The following is a 17087-nucleotide window of genomic DNA, read 5'->3' as shown; positions in this document are numbered from 1 at the left end:
AAAAAGAATCCCGCTCTGTCTGGAGCGGGATTTTATGTATCCTTTAGTCAATTAGAGTTTCTCGCCGTAGCAGAGATCACCACAATCACCGAAGCCTGGGACGATATACTTATGCTCGTTCATGCCCGGGTCGATGGCGGCACACCAGATGGTGGAATCCTCTGGCAGAACAGTCTTGACGACCTCCAAGCCTTCAGGTACGGCAATGACACTGGCAATATGCACCTTCTTGGGTTTGCCGGTCTTGATCAGTGCCTCGATGGCCGCAGCCATCGAACCGCCGGTGGCCAGCATCGGGTCGACGATAATGAGCGTCTTCCCCTTCGGACTGGGCGCAGCCATATATTCGGTATGAATACCCACCTCGGTATGCTCACGGTTGGTGTACATCCGATAGGCCGACACAAAGGCGTTATCGGCATGGTCGAACACATTGAGGAACCCCTCATGGAAGGGGAGACCGGCACGGAGCACAGTAGCAATCAGCAAATCCTCCTTCGGCAGAGGGATCTCGAGCGTTCCCAAAGGGGTCGTGACCGTCTTCGGTTTGTACTCCAGGGTCTTGGAGAGCTCGAAGGCCATCATTTCACCGACACGTCTGATGTTGTGACGAAACAGCATACGGTTCCTCTGGTAGTTCTTGTCGCGCAGTTCCGACATATACAGGTTGATCACCGAATTACTCTTGCTGAAATCTATTACTTGCATATTCTTACAGTTTTTAGTTTATGTGTGCAAAAGTAAGCATAATATCTGAAAATGCCAATGATTTCTGAAAATAATTACATAAAGGTATGTATATCTATACACCCACGAATATTTTTTGTTATGTCGGTGTGACAAAAGAGGCACTTTCCTTTCTAATTTTAAGTTCTTTAACCTAAAAAGGCCGTGTGCCTACACAAAATTCAGGAATTGTGACAAGTCTATTGTGAATTAATTCGTAACTTTGCAGGCGATTAAAAAGAACATCTTATTAAGAGATCATTTTCACAATTAAAAAAATAGTAATATGGCAAAGTTAGATTTGACACAGTATGGCATCACCGGTTCTACCGTGATTGCTCACAACCCGTCGTATGAGGTTCTCTTCGAAGAGGAGACGAAGGCTGGTCTGACTGGTTTCGACAAGGGTCAGAACACAGAGCTCAACGCTGTAAACGTAATGACTGGTATCTACACTGGTCGTTCTCCTAAGGACAAGTATATCGTTGATGACGCTCAGAGCCATGACAAGGTATGGTGGACTACTGAGGAGTACAAGAACGACAACCACCCCATGAGCGAGGAGGTTTGGGCAAAGGTGAAGGACATTGCCATCAAGGAGCTCTGCAACAAGAACCTGTATGTTGTTGACGCTTTCTGTGGTGCTAACGAGGGTACCCGTCTGGCCGTCCGCTTCATCGTGGAGGTTGCTTGGCAGGCTCACTTCGTAACGAACATGTTCATCCAGCCTACTGCTGAGGAGCTGGAGAAGTTCGAGCCTAACTTCGTCATCTACAACGCTTCTAAGGCAAAGGTTGAGAACTACAAGGAGCTGGGTCTGAACTCAGAGACTTGTGTTGCCTTCAACACCACCTCTCGCGAGCAGGTTATCATCAACACCTGGTACGGTGGTGAGATGAAGAAGGGTATGTTCTCTATGCAGAACTACTATCTGCCCCTGCAGGGTATCGCTTCTATGCACTGCTCTGCCAACACTGACATGGAGGGTAAGAACACCGCCATCTTCTTCGGTCTGTCTGGTACTGGTAAGACCACTCTGTCTACCGACCCGAAGCGTCTGCTGATCGGTGACGACGAGCACGGATGGGACGACGAGGGTGTGTTCAACCTCGAAGGCGGTTGCTATGCCAAGGTTATCAACCTGAGCAAGGAGAACGAGCCCGACATCTATGGTGCTATCAAGCGCAACGCTCTGCTGGAGAATGTTACTGTTGCCGAGGATGGCAAGATCGACTTCGCTGACAAGAGCGTCACCGAGAACACTCGTGTATCATACCCCATCAACCACATCGAGAAGATTGCCCAGAAGGTGAACGGTAAGAGCGCAGGTCCTGACGCTAAGAACGTGATCTTCCTTTCTGCCGACGCATTCGGTGTACTGCCTCCCGTTTCTATCCTGACTCCTGAGCAGACCAAGTACTACTTCCTGTCTGGTTTCACAGCTAAGTTGGCTGGTACAGAGCGCGGTATCACTGAGCCTACTCCTACATTCTCTGCTTGCTTCGGTCAGGCATTCCTCGAGCTGCACCCAACTAAGTATGCTGAGGAGCTGGTTAAGAAGATGGAGAAGAGCGGTGCCAAGGCATACCTGGTTAATACTGGTTGGAACGGTACTGGCAAGCGTATCTCTATCCCCGATACACGTGGTATCATCGACGCCATCCTGGACGGAAGCATCCTGAAGGCTCCTACCAAGAAGGTTCCCTTCTTCGACTTCGAGGTTCCGACAGAGCTGCCTAACGTAAATCCTGCTATTCTTGATCCTCGTGACACTTATGCAACTGCTGCTGAGTGGGAGGAGAAGGCTAAGGATCTGGCTGCCCGTTTCATCAAGAACTTCAAGAAGTACGAGGGCAACGAGGCCGGTAAGGCTCTGGTCGCTGCAGGTCCGAAGTTGTAAAACGCAGGACCGAAAGCAACTTCGCCCATGGGGGCAAGTCGCAGGTCCGAAACTCTAAGTTTCATTTAGAGCAAAAAACAATACTCTATACAATGGGTTGGCTGTGCCGAAAGGTGCAGCCAATCTTTTTTTTGATGTAAGTCAAAAAGGCGACTGCATCAGGTACTTTTTCTTAACTCTTAAATCCCAACTCTTATTTTCTACGTACCTTTGCAGCGCAATCGTGAGATTGTATTGTTATTCATTAGGTTAGTAGTTAATAGATTTTTTAAGGTAAAGATTATGTTATTAGATTTTCAAACAGCGGTCATGTTGGCGTTTGTTGCTGTTGCGACTGTTCTGAGTGTCATTACGCTCATGAACACCAACGTTCGCTAACTTCAAGGCCATGGAGTTTTCTCCTATTGCCGAGTCGTGACGAGCGAGGGTCATGTCAACATCCGTTGAAAGGAGTGTGGAGTGAGTGATTCATACCACACTCTTTTTTCATGAAAAAATGAAAAAATGAAAGAAGGAAAAACAAAACTAACTTAAAAACGGTCAAATTATGACATAATTTCATTAATTATAAGGTGAAAATGAACTGATTTTGAGGAATTGTGCGTAAATTTGCAGCCAAAAATGTGATAAAAAGAATTCGTTACTGAATGAAAAGATATATCTACACCCTCTGTCTCGTCATGGCAAGCCTTGTCCTGTACACATCATGTCTTGGCTCCGACGACGATCCTGAAGTAACCTTTTACGACGACACAGCCATTACCAAATTTATGCTGACGACCGTGAACAGATACATTCACACCACCACGTCGGCAGGGAAGGACTCTGTATACAAATCAACCTGTTCCAAGATGCCGGTCTTCCATATTGACCACTATCAAGGAAAGATCTATAACACTGACTCGCTGCCTGAAGACTGCGACCTGACTCACGTGCTGGCAAGCATTTCCAGCATGAATAACGGGACGGTTGTCATCAAGAGTCTCACCAGCGACACGCTGAATTACTATTCCAGTACCGACTCCATTGATTTTTCCAAGCCAAGGGAGATCCGTGTCTATGCTTTCAACAGTGATATCTTCCGCACTTACGAGGTGACGGTAAACAAGCATCAGGTAAAGACAGGCGTGCTGACCTGGGAGAAGATGGAAGCCGAGGATTTCCCCACCGACACCGAGAAGGCGAAATGGGAACAGACCGTCAAGAAGGCTGGTCTGAGACAGTTTATCGGAGCTGGCGCTGCCGAGGCTTACGCCTTTGCAAACGACGGACGACTGATGGTCAGCAAGGATCAGGGTGCCACCTGGACCGCCGACTCGCTTGACGAGGCCTCATCACTGTTGCCCTCCAAGTTCGCATTTGCCTCCTGGCCGCTTGCCACCAACGATTCCACAGACTACCAGTTACTGATCGGCACTAACGACCAGAACAGCACTGCCTGTGTGGTCTGGCGGAAACTGGCAGAATATGCGTCGGGAAGTGAACCGTCGAAATGGGTCTACATACCCATGGAGAGTTATAACGTATATTACCTGCCTAAAATGGAGAACCTGAACCTGCTCCGTTATAAGGGACACATACTTGCCATCGGTGACAACGGAAAGATCTACGAGAGTCGTGATAAGGGCATCACGTGGAAGACCAACAAGGCATTCACGCTTCCCAGCGAGTTGACAGCCTATCACCTCAGTGCGGCTACCGACGACAACGGCTATCTCTGGATCAAGAGCTTGGATGACAACAGTGTCTGGCGTGGGTTCCTGATTGAATAAGACGTGAGAAGACTGTTCGCTTGCATGGTTGCCGTGGCACTCTCTGTAGCCACATACGCCCAGGAAGAGCCGGAATACAAGCTTGAGCTGGGGGCAGGTGCAGGAACGGCAGTCTATATAGGAGACTTCAACAGTCATCTCTTAAAAGGGATGCAGCCGTGGGGAGCGGTCATCGTCAAATATCATCTTAACCCTCGGATGGCACTGGGACTGGACATCGCGACCACGAAGATCAAAGGCTCCAGTGATGATGTGAAGACATGGTATCCTATAGAGCGCTATGCATTCAGTCACCAGTTGACAGAAACCTGCGTACGCTTTGAATACAATTTCTGGTCCTATGGCAACGGACAAGAATATCGCGGTAGCAAACGACTGGCTCCGTTCATCACGACAGGAATGGGTATCACCCACCACAGCGGCGAGAACAGTGGTATGGCTATGAGCTTACTGCTTGGAGCGGGTGTCAAATATAAGATTGGACAGCGTATGAACCTCACCGCAGAGTGGGGCGTGCGTTTCTCCACCAGCGACCAACTGGACGGCAGAAGTGACGTCTATGGCATTAGGAGTAGTGGTCCGTTCAAGAATACCGACGGCTACAGTGTGCTCCAGCTGGCACTCACATACGACCTGTGGGCAAAATGCAAAACGTGCAATAACGACAGATATTAGTATATGAAAGAACTTTTGGACATGAACCGGATTCCCCAGCATATTGCCATCATCATGGATGGTAATGGACGTTGGGCCACAGAGCGCGGCAAAGAGCGTAGCTATGGTCATCAGGCCGGGGTTGACGCTGTGCGTCGCATCACTTCCGAATGTACCCGCCTGGGGGTTAAGTTCCTGACGCTATATACCTTCTCAACAGAGAACTGGAATCGTCCTGCCGACGAAGTGGCAGCTCTGATGGGACTGGTGCTGACATCCCTGGAGGACGAGATCTTCATGAAGAACAATGTCCGCTTCCGGGTGGTGGGCGACCGCTCACGCATCCCCGAGATGGTCAACAAGAAGTTGGCCGAGACGGAGGCACACACCGCTGGTAACTCCGCCATGACCATGGTGGTGGCACTCAGCTACTCGTCGAGACTGGAGCTGACACGCGTTGCCCAGCAGATTGCCCAGGAGGTGAAAGACGGGAAGCTCGATGTGAATGACATCAACGAGGACACCGTCGACAAGCGCCTCTGGACAAACTTCATGCCCGACCCCGAGTTGCTGATCCGCACGGGTGGCGAGCTTCGCATCTCCAACTATCTGTTGTGGCAGATCGCATATTCAGAACTTTATTTCTGTGATACATACTGGCCCGACTTCTCTGAAGAAGACCTGCATAAGGCCATCGCCAGCTACCAGAACCGCCAACGTCGTTTTGGAAAGACAGAGGCTCAGGTAGAAGCTGAGGAGAAGAAATGATAAAAGCGAAACAATACTCAATGATGATATATAATATAATAAGGTATAAGACAAAAGGATTGGGGATGAGAGTCTTCGGACTTTCACTCCTTTGCCTTTTCACCCTTTCACCATTATACGCTCAGGATAAGATTGTAAACCCCGACATCTCGTATGCTGGTACACCACGTACCTGTGAGATTGGCGGCATCGCCGTAGAGGGTGTCGAGGGATATGAGGACTATGTGCTGACAGGTCTCTCCGGCCTAAGTGTCGGTCAGGAGATTGAAGTGCCCGGCTCACAGATTACCGAGGCCGTCAAGCGCTACTGGCGTAATGGTCTTTTCTCGAAGGTGAGCATCACCGCCGACTCTATCGTCGGCTCCAAGATCTACCTCTGCATCCACCTGGGCATGCGTCCCCGTATCAGCACCATCAACTACAACGGTATCAAGAAAGTCGAGCGCGAGGACATGGAAGCGAAACTGGGTATCATGAAAGGTAGTCAGATCACGCCGAACATGATTGACCGTGCCAAGATACTTGCCAAGAAGTATTTCGACGAGAAGGGATACAAGAACGCAGTGATCGATATCGTACAGCACGATGATACGGAGAAGAGTAACATGGTTTCGCTGGATGTCAACATCGACAAGAAGGAGAAGATGAAGGTACACCGGATCATCTTCGACGGCAACGAGAAGCTGTCGGACGGGAAGATCAATGGTTCGATCTTCGGAAAAGGTGCGTTCGGTAAGATTCATGAAGCCGGCAAACTCAAGAACTTCTTCAAGGCTAAGAAGTTTACCGACGAGCGCTACAAGGAAGCCAAGCAAGCTCTTATCGAAAAATATAATGAGTTAGGATTCCGTGATGCCAGCATCGTGGAAGACTCCATCAGCAACTATGACGATAAGCATGTTGATGTCTATGTTAAGATCGACGAGGGCGACAAGTACTTTATCCGTGATATCACATGGGTAGGTAATACCGTGGTCACGACCGATTACCTGAATGCCGTACTTGGCATGAAGAAAGGTGATGTATACAACCAAAAGCAGATCGACAAACGCTTGAAGGCTGATGACGATGCCGCCGGTAACTATTATTACAACAACGGATACGTGTTCTCGAACATCGATCCTGTTGAGATCAACATCGACGGTGACTCCATCGATCTGGAGATGCGCGTCACAGAGGGTCCGCAGGCTCATCTGAACCATGTGCGTATCTATGGTAACGACCGTCTCTATGAGGAGGTGGTTCGTCGTGAGCTCCGTACCAAGCCGGGCGACCTGTTCAACAAAGAGGCGCTGATGCGTTCCGCACGAGAGATTGCCTCTATGGGATTCTTCGATGCAGAGAAAGTGGTGCCCGATGTGGTGCCCAACTACGATGATGGCACCGTGGACGTCAACTGGCAGCTCGAACAGAAATCGAACGACCAGTTAGAGTTCTCCCTCGGTTGGGGACAGACGGGTATCATCGGAAAAGTGGGCATCAAGTTTAACAACTTCTCCATCCGCAACCTCTTCGGCAAGAACAAGCTCCATCGTGGTATCCTGCCTTACGGCGACGGAGAGCAACTGGGATTCAGTTTCCAGACCAATGGTAGCTACTATAGTTCACTGAGTGCTAACTACTCCACGAACTGGTTTGGCGGCAAGCGTCCGAACGGTCTGAGCCTCGGTGCCTACTACTCCAAGCAGTCGGATATCTCCAGTTACTACCGTAACAACGCGTTCTACAACAACTACTACGCGTACGCCGGTGGCTACGGTGGCTACAACCCATACGCCTATAACTACGAGTCGATGCTCGACGACGACAAGACCATGACCGTCTTCGGTGCCTCACTCGGATGGGGTAAGCGTCTGCGCTGGCCCGACGACTACTTCCAGTTGTCGGCACAGCTCGGCTACTCACGTTATATGCTGCGCGACTGGAGCTATTTCTATATCCACAATGGAAACTGTAACAATATCAATCTGGGTGTGACCTTGTCACGTACCTCTACCGACAACCCGCTGTTCCCACGCCGTGGATCAGAGCTCACAGCCTCTGTGACCCTGACCCCACCCTGGTCGCTCTTCGACAAGAAGGACTACAGCACACTGGCAAAGAACAGCACCTCGGCTACCTACGAGGATGAGCTGCAGGATATGTACCGTTGGATTGAATACCACAAGTGGAAGTTCAAGTTGCGTACTTTCACAGCCCTGACAGGCGGTCAGAAGAACTTTGTGCTGATGACCCGCGTGGAGATGGGACTGCTGGGAAGCTACAACAAGCACAAACGGTCGCCATTCGAGACCTTCTATGTCGGTGGTGACGGTATGACAGGTTACTCCTACGGTTACTCTGAAGAGACCATCGCACTGCGTGGTTATGAGAATGGTACCCTCTCCTACTCATCAGCCTACGAGCAGATGATGAAGGGCAACAATATCTCGTCCTATAACGCCTACGCCTATGACCGTTTCACCTTGGAGCTACGTTATCCGTTCATGTTGGGTAACACCACCATCTACGGTCTGGGCTTCCTCGAAGGTGGTAACGCGTGGTCGAATGCCAAGGACTTCAATCCGTTCAAGATGAAACGCTCTGCTGGTGTCGGTGTCCGTATCTATCTCCCGATGGTGGGTCTGATGGGTATCGACTGGGCTTATGGCTTCGACAAGGTATATACCAGTCAGAACGGCGCCCAGTCTAAAGGTGGTGGTCATATCCACTTCATCCTCGGACAGGAGTTCTGATTTCGTTAAGAGTTGTTTAATGTTTAAAACCGTTTACGAGTTTTCACGTCAAATAGATGTTACACTAAAAGAGAACGCTTATGAAGAAACTAATTATCTGCGCTATCTGCGCTATCTTTGGATTAACCTCTGCCTCTGCACAGAAGTTCGCGCTTGTGGATATGGAATATATCTTCAAGAATATACCAGCCTACGAGCGTGCTAACGAACAACTGAACCAGGTATCCAAGAAATGGCAGGCGGAAGTCGACGCGCTCACGACAGAGGCACAGACGCTCTACAAGAACTATCAGAACGAGGCTGTGTTCCTTTCAAAAGAGCAGAAGAAAACCCGACAGGACGCTATCGTGGAGAAAGAGAAGCAGGCTGCCGACCTAAAGAAGAAATACTTCGGTCCCGACGGAGAGCTCTTCAAGAAGCGCACTGCCCTGATGTCGCCTATTCAAGACGAGGTATATAATGCCATCAAGGATATTGCCGATCTGCGCGGCTACCAACTGGTGCTCGACCGTGCCAGTGACACAGGCATCATCTTCGGTTCCCCCAAGATTGATATCAGCTCAGAGGTTCTCAAGAAACTCGGTTATGCAAACTAATATAATGAGTATTGATTAATAACTTAATAAAAAAGATGAAGAAACTAATTGTTTGCGCTATCTGCGCTATCTGCGGATTCACCACCGCCAACGCACAGGGTAAGTTCGGTCATGTGAACACCCAGGAGATTATCCAGGCTATGCCTGAATATGAGAAAGCTATGAAAGAGATTGATACTTTGCAGCAGCAGTATGAGGCTGACCTGAAGAGTATGCAGGATGAGCTGCAGAAGAAGGGTGAGGCTTTCGACAAGGAGCAGGCCACTCTGCCCGAAAACATCAAGCAGCGTCGTCAGCAGGAGCTGCAGGATATGTATGCAAAGATCCAGCAGAGCTTCCAGGACAATCAGAAGGCTCTGCAGAAGGCTTATCAGGAGAAGACACAGGCTGTCCAAGCAAAGGTTCTGGACGCCATCAAGAGCGTTGGTCAGACCGAGGGCTTCGTTTACATCATGGAGAATGGTTCACTGCCCTATATCAGCACGAACCTCTCTACAGACGTTACAGCCAAGGTAAAGAGTAAGCTCGGACTGAAGTAATATGAGACGTCTCTTAAGCATCGTTATCACATTGTGTGCTGTCCTTGGCGTGTCGGCTCAGGACAGCACCAATATGTTTCGTTTCGGCTATCTCAGCTATGAGACAGCCCTTCAGTCGATGCCGGAGTACACTACTGTACAACAAGAACTGACTCATCTGAAAGAACAGTATCAGGCTGAGACCAAACGAGTGGAAGACGAGTTCAACCGGAAATACGAGGAGTTTCTGGAAGGACAGCGTGACTTCCCACAGATCATTCTCCAAAAGCGCCAGACAGAACTACAAGAACTGATGGAGAAAAATATCGCCTTTAAGGAGAAGAGTCTGGCAGAACTTGCAAAGGCAGAGAAGGATATGATGGCCCCCCTCAAGATCCGTCTTATTGAGACACTTGGTAAGATCGGACGGGAGCGTGGCTATGCCTTCATCATCGATACCGACGCGAAAGCGCTCCCGTTTATCAACCCCGACATGGGAGAAGACATCAATCAATTGGTGAGGAATGCTCTCCAATAGTCCAGGTCCCATCGGCATCTTTGACAGTGGCTATGGAGGCCTGACCATTCTACACGGCATCCGCCAACTGCTCCCCCAATACGACTATCTCTATCTGGGCGACAACGCCCGTGCTCCCTATGGACCTCGTTCGTTCGACGTGGTCTATGAGTTCACGCGCCAAGCGGTACTGAGACTCTTTGAGATGGGATGTCATCTCGTGATCCTCGGATGCAACACCGCCTCGGCCAAGGCGCTGCGCACCATCCAACAGAACGATCTCCCGAAATGGGATCCTACGCGACGTGTGCTCGGCATCATCCGTCCGACGGCTGAGATCATCGGTGACCTGACAGACAGTCGTCATGTCGGTGTACTGGCCACTGAAGGAACGATCAAGAGTGAGAGCTATAACTTAGAGATCCAGAAACTATACCCCGACATTCAGGTCTCTGGTGTCGCCTGTCCGTTCTGGGTTCCACTTGTAGAGTACAACGAGGCCGACTCCCCTGGTGCCGACTATTTCGTCAAGAAACGTATCGATGAGATCATGCGTAAGGATCCTGATATCGATGCCATCATCCTCGGTTGTACGCACTACCCCCTGCTTATGCCGAAAATCCTGAAATATCTCCCAACAGGAGTCCGTGTTGTCTCACAAGGGGAATATGTGGCAGAGAGCCTGAAGTCTTATCTGGAGCGCCATCCTCAGATTGAAAAGCGATGTGCCCAGGGGGCAGGGGTACACTACCTCACCACGGAGAATCCCGACAAATTCAAGGAATCCGCCCGTCTCTTCCTTCATGAAGACGTGGAAGTGGAGAACATCACATTAGGCTAAAAGCCGTTTGGCAAAGTATCTGACAGGATACCAGACAGACAAGAAGCCAACCACCAATACCGTTATAAAGATCAGAATGATATCCTCTGGGTGCACACTCACAGGATAGGCATTGATGACAAACGAGCCGCTTGACGAACCAAGTCCGACAAGTCCGAAACGTTGTTGTGCCCAACAGAGCAGCAGTCCGATGACAATGCCCAGAACGGCACCAATAGCCGAGATCATACGACCCTCAAACAAGAACACTCTGACAATCTGCTTGTCGGAGGCACCCAGGTTACGCAGGGTCACCACATCCTCCTTCTTGTCGATTATAAGCATCGACAAGGAGCCGATGATGTTGAAACAAGCTACCATCAGGATAAAGGTAAGGAAGATATAGGCAATCAGTTTCTCGATCTTCATAATCTTGAACGTATCGTCCTGCTGTTCGAAACGATCCCTGACAACAAACCGGTCGCCACAGTACTTCTTTATCTCCGACTTCACAGCCTCGAAGTTACTACCGGGTTTGAGACGAAGCTCCAATGACGAGAGCATGCCCTGCTGATCGAAGATGCGACGGGCAAAGGCAATACTCGTGATAATATAATTCTTATCATACTTTGCCTGCTTCACATTAAAGAGCACCCCTGGCGAATAGAGATTCTCCATCTCGAAAGCATCGGAAGGGTCGGTCAGGTCGAACTGTCCTTCCCGGCGCGGTGCATAGATCTGAAGCGGATAGTCAAAGGAGAAGCCCGTTGACAACAGCTCCGCCAGACGGATGCCAAGAATTCCATAGTCCATATCAGCGGCATGAAGACAGAAATCTCCATCACCGATCAGGATCTTGTTAATATGAGTCAGCTGATTGAAGTTATCATCAACACCCTTGACCGTCACCATTGCCTGACGACCATTATAGACTGCCAACGCTTGATCCTCCACACACTCCGTCGCCACCTCAACCTGGGGCAGTTGTCGGATCTGAGTCAGTATGGGATCATCTGCCGCAACAGACTTTCCTTCAACCGGTGACACTTTCAACTGCGGATCAAACGACGTGAAGAAGGTGGCCACCAGATCATGGAAACCATTAAAAACACTCAGTGTGACAACCAATGCCATCGTAGCAACAGCCACACCGATAACAGAGATGCCACTGATAATATTGATGGCATGAGTCGACTTCTTTGAGAAGAGATAACGCCTGGCTATGAAAAAAGGGAAGTTCATGATTGACTGTCGCTGTTGGTTGTATATCCGAACCGCCAACAGCTGATAGCTTATTTGTTTAACAGTTCATCGATACGGTCAATATAATCGAGAGAGTCGTCAATGAAGAAACGAAGCTCTGGCACGATACGCAACTGGTTCCTGACGCGTGTTCCCAACTCATAACGAACCGACTTCCCGTTGGCATTGATATTCGTCAGAATCTCCTCGGCCTTCTCACTGGGGAAGATACTGAGGTAGGCGGTGCAGATGCTCAGATCAGGAGAGATCTTCACGCGGGTCACACTGACCATCACACCATGAGTGGCACGAGTCTGCTGTTGGAATATCAGCGAGAGCTCCTTCTGGAGCAGTCGGGCTATCTTATTCTGTCTTGTCTCTTGCATATTCTAAATATTTAATTGTTTCTTTTTATCATTTCTTACGGATGAGGGTGAGACCATCACGTAACGGAAGAATCACCTTCTCCACCCGTTCGTCACGGGCAATATATTCATTGAAGGAATCTATACCTCGCGTCTGTTGGTCGCGGTCATAGGCATGATCCACGACATGACCATCCCAGAGCGTATTGTCAGCCAAGATAAAACCACCCGGTCGCAGAATACCCATCACCATCTCGTAGGTCTCCCGGTAAGTGCGCTTGTCACCATCGATGAACGCCATATCGAACAGGATGCCGAGTTTGGGCGCCTCCGTCAGCGCATCACCGATGAGGAACGTGATCCTGTCTGCCACAGGCGAGCCCTCTATCCAAGGACGAGTAAAATCCTCCATCTCGTCATTAATCTCAAAGGTGTAGAGATGACCATCGCCCTCAAGACCTTCCGCCATGGAAATGGCGCTATACCCACTGAAAGTACCAACCTCCAGGATATTCTTCGGACGGATCATCCGTACAAGCATCTTCAACAACCGTCCTTGCAGATGACCGCTTGCCATCCGACCATGGATGGTGTGGATGTTCGTCGCCCGAAAGAGTCGGTAGAGATAATCGCCCTCCGGGTCGATATGCTGCAGGATATACTCGTCAATCGTCATTTCACTGCTAACAGTCCCTCAACAGCGAGCCGATAGCTGTCGAGTCCGAAGCCACAGATAACACCCAGACAGGCACAAGATATCAGTGACTTGTGACGGAACTCTTCGCGCTTATGCACATTCGAGATATGCACCTCGATGACCGGGCATTTCAACGAACGGATACAGTCTTGCAGCGCTACACTGGTGTGTGTATAGGCTCCTGCATTGAGCACGATACCATCGTAGTCGAAGCCCACCTCCTGCATCTTATTGATCAGTTCTCCTTCGACATTACTCTGGAAATAGTCAATCTGCACCGACGGGTACTGGTGCCGTAACTGCGGCAGATAGTCGTCGAAAGAAGATGAGCCATAGATTCCCGGCTCGCGCTTTCCCAACAAGTTGAGGTTCGGACCGTTGATAATCTGAATCTTCATATTCATCATGTTATATAACGCCTGCAAAGTTACGATTTTTTTTCTGAATATCGAAAAAAAGTCGTAACTTTGCGATAAATATGGAGAAGGATGTCATCAAGAGCTATATACGTTACCTGAAACTGCAACGTAACATGTCGGGGAACACGTTGGATGCCTACCAGCGTGACCTCCAGAAGCTTCTTGACTATCTGGAACATGAAAGCGATCCGGAAACAGGAAAAGGCAAGGATTTGCGCGAGGTTGAGTTGGAGGATCTGCAGCATTTCGCTGCCGGCCTTCACGACATCGGCATCCACCCCCGATCGCAATGCAGGATCCTGAGCGGCATTCGTTCCTTCTTCCGGTTCCTGATGCTTGACGGTTATCGGGATGACGACCCCACGGAACTACTGGAATCGCCCCAGATTGGGACCCACCTGCCCGAGGTGCTGTCGACAGAGGAGATCGACCAGATAGAGGCATCCATTGACCTCTCCAAATGGGAGGGGCACCGTAACAGAGCCATCATCGAGGTTCTATTCTCCTGTGGCTTACGTGTCAGTGAACTCGTGAACCTGAAACTCTCAAACCTCTATCTCGACGAAGAGTTCGTTCGTGTACTGGGAAAAGGAAGCAAAGAGCGCCTCATTCCCATCTCCCAGAAAGCCATCCAGGAGCTTAGATTCTGGTTTTATGACCGTCAACTGATGAAAATCAAGCCGGGAGAGGAAGACTATGTATTCCTGAATCGCTACGGGAGTCACCTTACCCGCACGATGATCCTAATCATGATCAAACGGCAGGCTGTCACGGCCGGCATCACAAAGACCATCTCCCCTCATACGCTGCGCCATTCCTTTGCCACCTCACTGTTGGAAGGCGGTGCCGACCTGCGAGTCATCCAGGCCCTCCTTGGACATGAGAGTATCGGAACGACGGAGATATACACGCATATTGACACGTCTGCCCTGCGACGCGAGATTCTGGAGCATCACCCCAGGAACATGAAAAGGTAAGTTTCTTGCACTTGGAAATGAAAAGAAAACAAACTTTTCTTTTGCATTTCCCTCGTTTTTTCGTAATTTTGCACCCAAAAATATAAGCTATGTCATACCTCTTTTCTTCAGAATCAGTATCTGAGGGCCATCCCGATAAGGTGGCCGACCAGATTTCAGACGCAATACTCGATCAGTTCCTGGCCTACGATGAAAAAGCACGCGTTGCCTGCGAGTCGTTTGTCACGACAGGACAAGTTGTTATCATGGGCGAAGTACGAAGCGATGTCTATATCGATCTGCAGACCATCGCCCGCAATACCATCAAACGCATCGGCTATACCAAAGCTGAGTACCAGTTCGATGGTGACTCATGTGGCATCCTCAGTGCCATTCACGAGCAGAGTGCCGACATCAACCGTGGTGTTGATAATGGTAATGAGGACGAACAGGGAGCCGGTGACCAAGGCATGATGTTTGGCTACGCCACCAATGAGACGGAGAACTACATGCCCGTAAGCCTAGACTTGGCTCATCTGATTATGCGCACGCTTGCCGATATCCGTAAGGAAGGCAAGGAAATGACCTACCTGCGTCCCGACTCCAAGAGTCAGGTCACCGTACAATATAGCGACGAAGGTATTCCCGAGCGCATTGACACGATTGTTGTGTCCACCCAGCATGACGAGTTCGACTCCGACGACGAAAAGATGCTCGCACGAATCAAGGACGACGTCATCAACATCCTCATCCCGAGGGTTAAACAGCAGATTCACAGTCAGAAGGTGCTTGACCTCTTTGGACTGGATATCAAATACTACGTCAATCCGACAGGTAAGTTCGTCATCGGCGGTCCCCACGGCGATACTGGTCTTACAGGTCGTAAGATTATCGTTGACACTTACGGAGGTAAGGGCGCTCATGGCGGTGGTGCATTCTCCGGCAAGGACTCCTCGAAGGTTGACCGGTCTGCAGCATACGCAGCCCGTCATATCGCCAAGAACATGGTGGCAGCAGGCGTGGCCGATGAGATGCTTGTACAGATTAGCTATGCCATCGGCGTGGCACGACCGATGAACATCTACGTGAACACATACGGAAGGGGCAAGGTGCAGATGAGCGACGGTGAGATCGCCAAGCGGATAGAGAAACTGTTCGACCTGCGTCCGAAAGCCATCGAGCGCACCCTGAAGCTACGGCAGCCTATGTACAGTGAGACGGCGGCCTATGGACATATGGGACGGCAATCGGAGGTGGTTAAGAAAACCTTCACGAGTCACTACCATGAGAAAAAGGTCATTGATGTCGAATTGTTCACATGGGAGAAACTTGACCGGGTGGAGGACATCCGCCGGGAATTCGGTCTGTCATAGGATATGCTAAGACAGGACAGCATCTTCAGTCCATTGTCGGAAACGGCCTATACAGATACAGCCGTCAGTCAACCGACAAAGCCGCAGACACCCTATCAGGTGCTGCGGTTGTTGCCTAAAGACGCGACCCCTGCCCAACAAGACTCTGCCATTCAAGCTTGGTTTGAACCAAGCGAGATACACTACAGTCAGCAACCCGATACGCTCCACCTTCCAGGGCATGGCGTCCCACGTGACCCAAAAGTCGTTGATATCCCCCAATACTATCGGGAGAACTATTTCTCAAACGACAGTCTCTATCACCCGGAACTCAACGGAGGCCGCTATGGCGTCGCAGGCGATCCCGTTCCTTATACCATCAGCAATGATAACGTTATCACAGGACTGTTGGTATTCTGCTTCCTGCTCATCGCTTTCGTCTTTTCAAAGCTCTCATGGTTTATCGTACACCAGATTAAGGATTTCTTCTACGTCCAGAAAGGAGAGCATACCATGACAGAGACAGGCAACGAGGTCAAGTTACAGATGCATCTCGTCGTGCTGACATGTATTGTTTTTGCCCTGCTCTACTATTTCTACACGACCAACTATGTCGCCAGCACCTTCAATCTCTCTTCAGAATACCAGTTACTGGGTATATTCGGAGGCGTCTTTGCCGGATACTTCCTGCTGCGTTTTCTGTTATACACCGTGGTGAACAATGTCTTCTTTGATGGAAGAAAAAACAAAAAATTCTTGACATCATTACTGTTTATCACCTCCTTGGAAGGTATCCTTCTGTTCCCCTCCGTACTACTCTTGGCCTACTTCCACATTCCTCCCCAATCTGTTGTTTATTACTGTGCCACGGTGGTCGTTTTAGCCAAAATCCTCACATTTTACAAGGCACACGTTACATTTTTTAGGCAAAATGCAGGTTTTCTGCAAATTATTTTGTACTTTTGTGCCCTCGAAATAATACCGTTATTTGCCCTTTGGGGTGGACTTGCGGTGATTGTCAATTTTCTGAAAGTAAATTTTTAGGACACA

Annotated in this window: 17 protein-coding genes; 12 read left to right on the top strand and 5 right to left on the bottom strand. The window is 49.6% G+C overall.

What is annotated here, in order from left to right; genetic code table 11:
* Positions 1-51 precede the first annotated feature (51 nt).
* Positions 52-708, bottom strand: a complete 657-nt coding sequence (upp, locus tag BLU99_RS10360; protein ID WP_091901817.1) for a uracil phosphoribosyltransferase — start codon at positions 706-708, stop codon at positions 52-54.
* A 304-nt stretch (positions 709-1012) separates the two neighbouring features.
* On the opposite strand from upp, the gene pckA reads away from it, so the two are divergent.
* The 9 genes from pckA to murI all read left to right on the top strand — a co-directional run bounded on the left by pckA (position 1013) and on the right by murI (position 11027).
* The gene (pckA, locus tag BLU99_RS10355; protein ID WP_091901815.1) at positions 1013-2626 is read left to right on the top strand and encodes a phosphoenolpyruvate carboxykinase (ATP); all 1614 of its coding nucleotides are present in this window, start codon (positions 1013-1015) and stop codon (positions 2624-2626) included.
* Positions 2627-3273: 647 nt separating this feature from the next.
* Positions 3274-4398 carry a DUF6242 domain-containing protein gene (locus tag BLU99_RS10350; protein ID WP_091901813.1) on the top strand — a complete coding sequence of 375 codons (1125 nt, stop codon included), beginning with the start codon at positions 3274-3276 and terminating at the stop codon, positions 4396-4398.
* 3 nt (positions 4399-4401) lie between these two features.
* The gene (locus BLU99_RS10345; protein WP_255397549.1) at positions 4402-5073 is read left to right on the top strand and encodes a type IX secretion system protein PorG; all 672 of its coding nucleotides are present in this window, start codon (positions 4402-4404) and stop codon (positions 5071-5073) included.
* A 3-nt stretch (positions 5074-5076) separates the two neighbouring features.
* Entirely contained in the window at positions 5077-5820 is a 744-nt protein-coding gene (locus BLU99_RS10340) for an isoprenyl transferase (protein WP_091901809.1), read from the top strand.
* 65 nt (positions 5821-5885) lie between these two features.
* Positions 5886-8555 (top strand): BamA/OMP85 family outer membrane protein, encoded by a 2670-nt coding sequence (locus BLU99_RS10335; protein ID WP_091901807.1) that lies wholly within the window; start codon positions 5886-5888, stop codon positions 8553-8555.
* A gap of 80 nt (positions 8556-8635) precedes the next feature.
* Entirely contained in the window at positions 8636-9151 is a 516-nt protein-coding gene (locus BLU99_RS10330) for an OmpH/Skp family outer membrane protein (protein ID WP_091901805.1), read from the top strand.
* Between the two features lie 35 nt (positions 9152-9186).
* On the top strand, positions 9187-9690 hold the full coding sequence (locus BLU99_RS10325; RefSeq protein WP_091901803.1) for an OmpH/Skp family outer membrane protein: 504 nt from the start codon (positions 9187-9189) through the stop codon (positions 9688-9690).
* 1 nt (position 9691) lies between these two features.
* Positions 9692-10207 carry an OmpH family outer membrane protein gene (locus tag BLU99_RS10320; RefSeq protein ID WP_091901801.1) on the top strand — a complete coding sequence of 172 codons (516 nt, stop codon included), beginning with the start codon at positions 9692-9694 and terminating at the stop codon, positions 10205-10207.
* Positions 10194-11027 (top strand): glutamate racemase, encoded by an 834-nt coding sequence (gene murI / locus BLU99_RS10315; protein WP_091901799.1) that lies wholly within the window; start codon positions 10194-10196, stop codon positions 11025-11027. The genes BLU99_RS10320 and murI overlap by 14 nt, the downstream gene beginning before the upstream one ends.
* Here the strand turns inward: murI and BLU99_RS10310 are convergent.
* From BLU99_RS10310 to aroQ, 4 genes are read right to left on the bottom strand one after another with little or no spacing between them, the layout of a single operon-like run.
* Entirely contained in the window at positions 11019-12248 is a 1230-nt protein-coding gene (locus BLU99_RS10310) for an FtsX-like permease family protein (RefSeq protein ID WP_091901797.1), read from the bottom strand. The genes murI and BLU99_RS10310 overlap by 9 nt on opposite strands.
* Positions 12249-12298: 50 nt before the next feature.
* On the bottom strand, positions 12299-12634 hold the full coding sequence (gene rbfA / locus BLU99_RS10305; RefSeq protein ID WP_091901795.1) for a 30S ribosome-binding factor RbfA: 336 nt from the start codon (positions 12632-12634) through the stop codon (positions 12299-12301).
* Positions 12635-12662: 28 nt separating this feature from the next.
* Entirely contained in the window at positions 12663-13289 is a 627-nt protein-coding gene (locus tag BLU99_RS10300; protein WP_091901793.1) for an O-methyltransferase, read from the bottom strand.
* Entirely contained in the window at positions 13286-13708 is a 423-nt protein-coding gene (gene aroQ / locus BLU99_RS10295; RefSeq protein WP_091902042.1) for a type II 3-dehydroquinate dehydratase, read from the bottom strand. Before aroQ ends, BLU99_RS10300 begins: the two co-directional genes overlap by 4 nt.
* 80 nt (positions 13709-13788) lie before the next feature.
* Between aroQ and BLU99_RS10290 the strand changes: the two genes are divergently transcribed.
* From BLU99_RS10290 to BLU99_RS10280, 3 genes are all read left to right on the top strand, one after another.
* Entirely contained in the window at positions 13789-14706 is a 918-nt protein-coding gene (locus BLU99_RS10290; protein WP_091901790.1) for a site-specific tyrosine recombinase, read from the top strand.
* 89 nt (positions 14707-14795) lie between these two features.
* A complete protein-coding gene (metK, locus tag BLU99_RS10285) occupies positions 14796-16058 on the top strand; it encodes a methionine adenosyltransferase (protein ID WP_091901789.1) in 1263 nt (420 codons plus the stop codon).
* Positions 16059-16061: 3 nt separating this feature from the next.
* Positions 16062-17081 carry a DUF4271 domain-containing protein gene (locus BLU99_RS10280; protein ID WP_091901787.1) on the top strand — a complete coding sequence of 340 codons (1020 nt, stop codon included), beginning with the start codon at positions 16062-16064 and terminating at the stop codon, positions 17079-17081.
* The last annotated feature ends 6 nt before the right edge of the window (positions 17082-17087 follow it).

Origin of the sequence: Prevotella sp. lc2012 (assembly GCF_900107065.1) — a bacterium.
Lineage (GTDB): Bacteria > Bacteroidota > Bacteroidia > Bacteroidales > Bacteroidaceae > Prevotella.
Note: the sequence above shows the minus strand (reverse complement) of the source record. Positions and strands in the feature narration are given on the sequence as shown.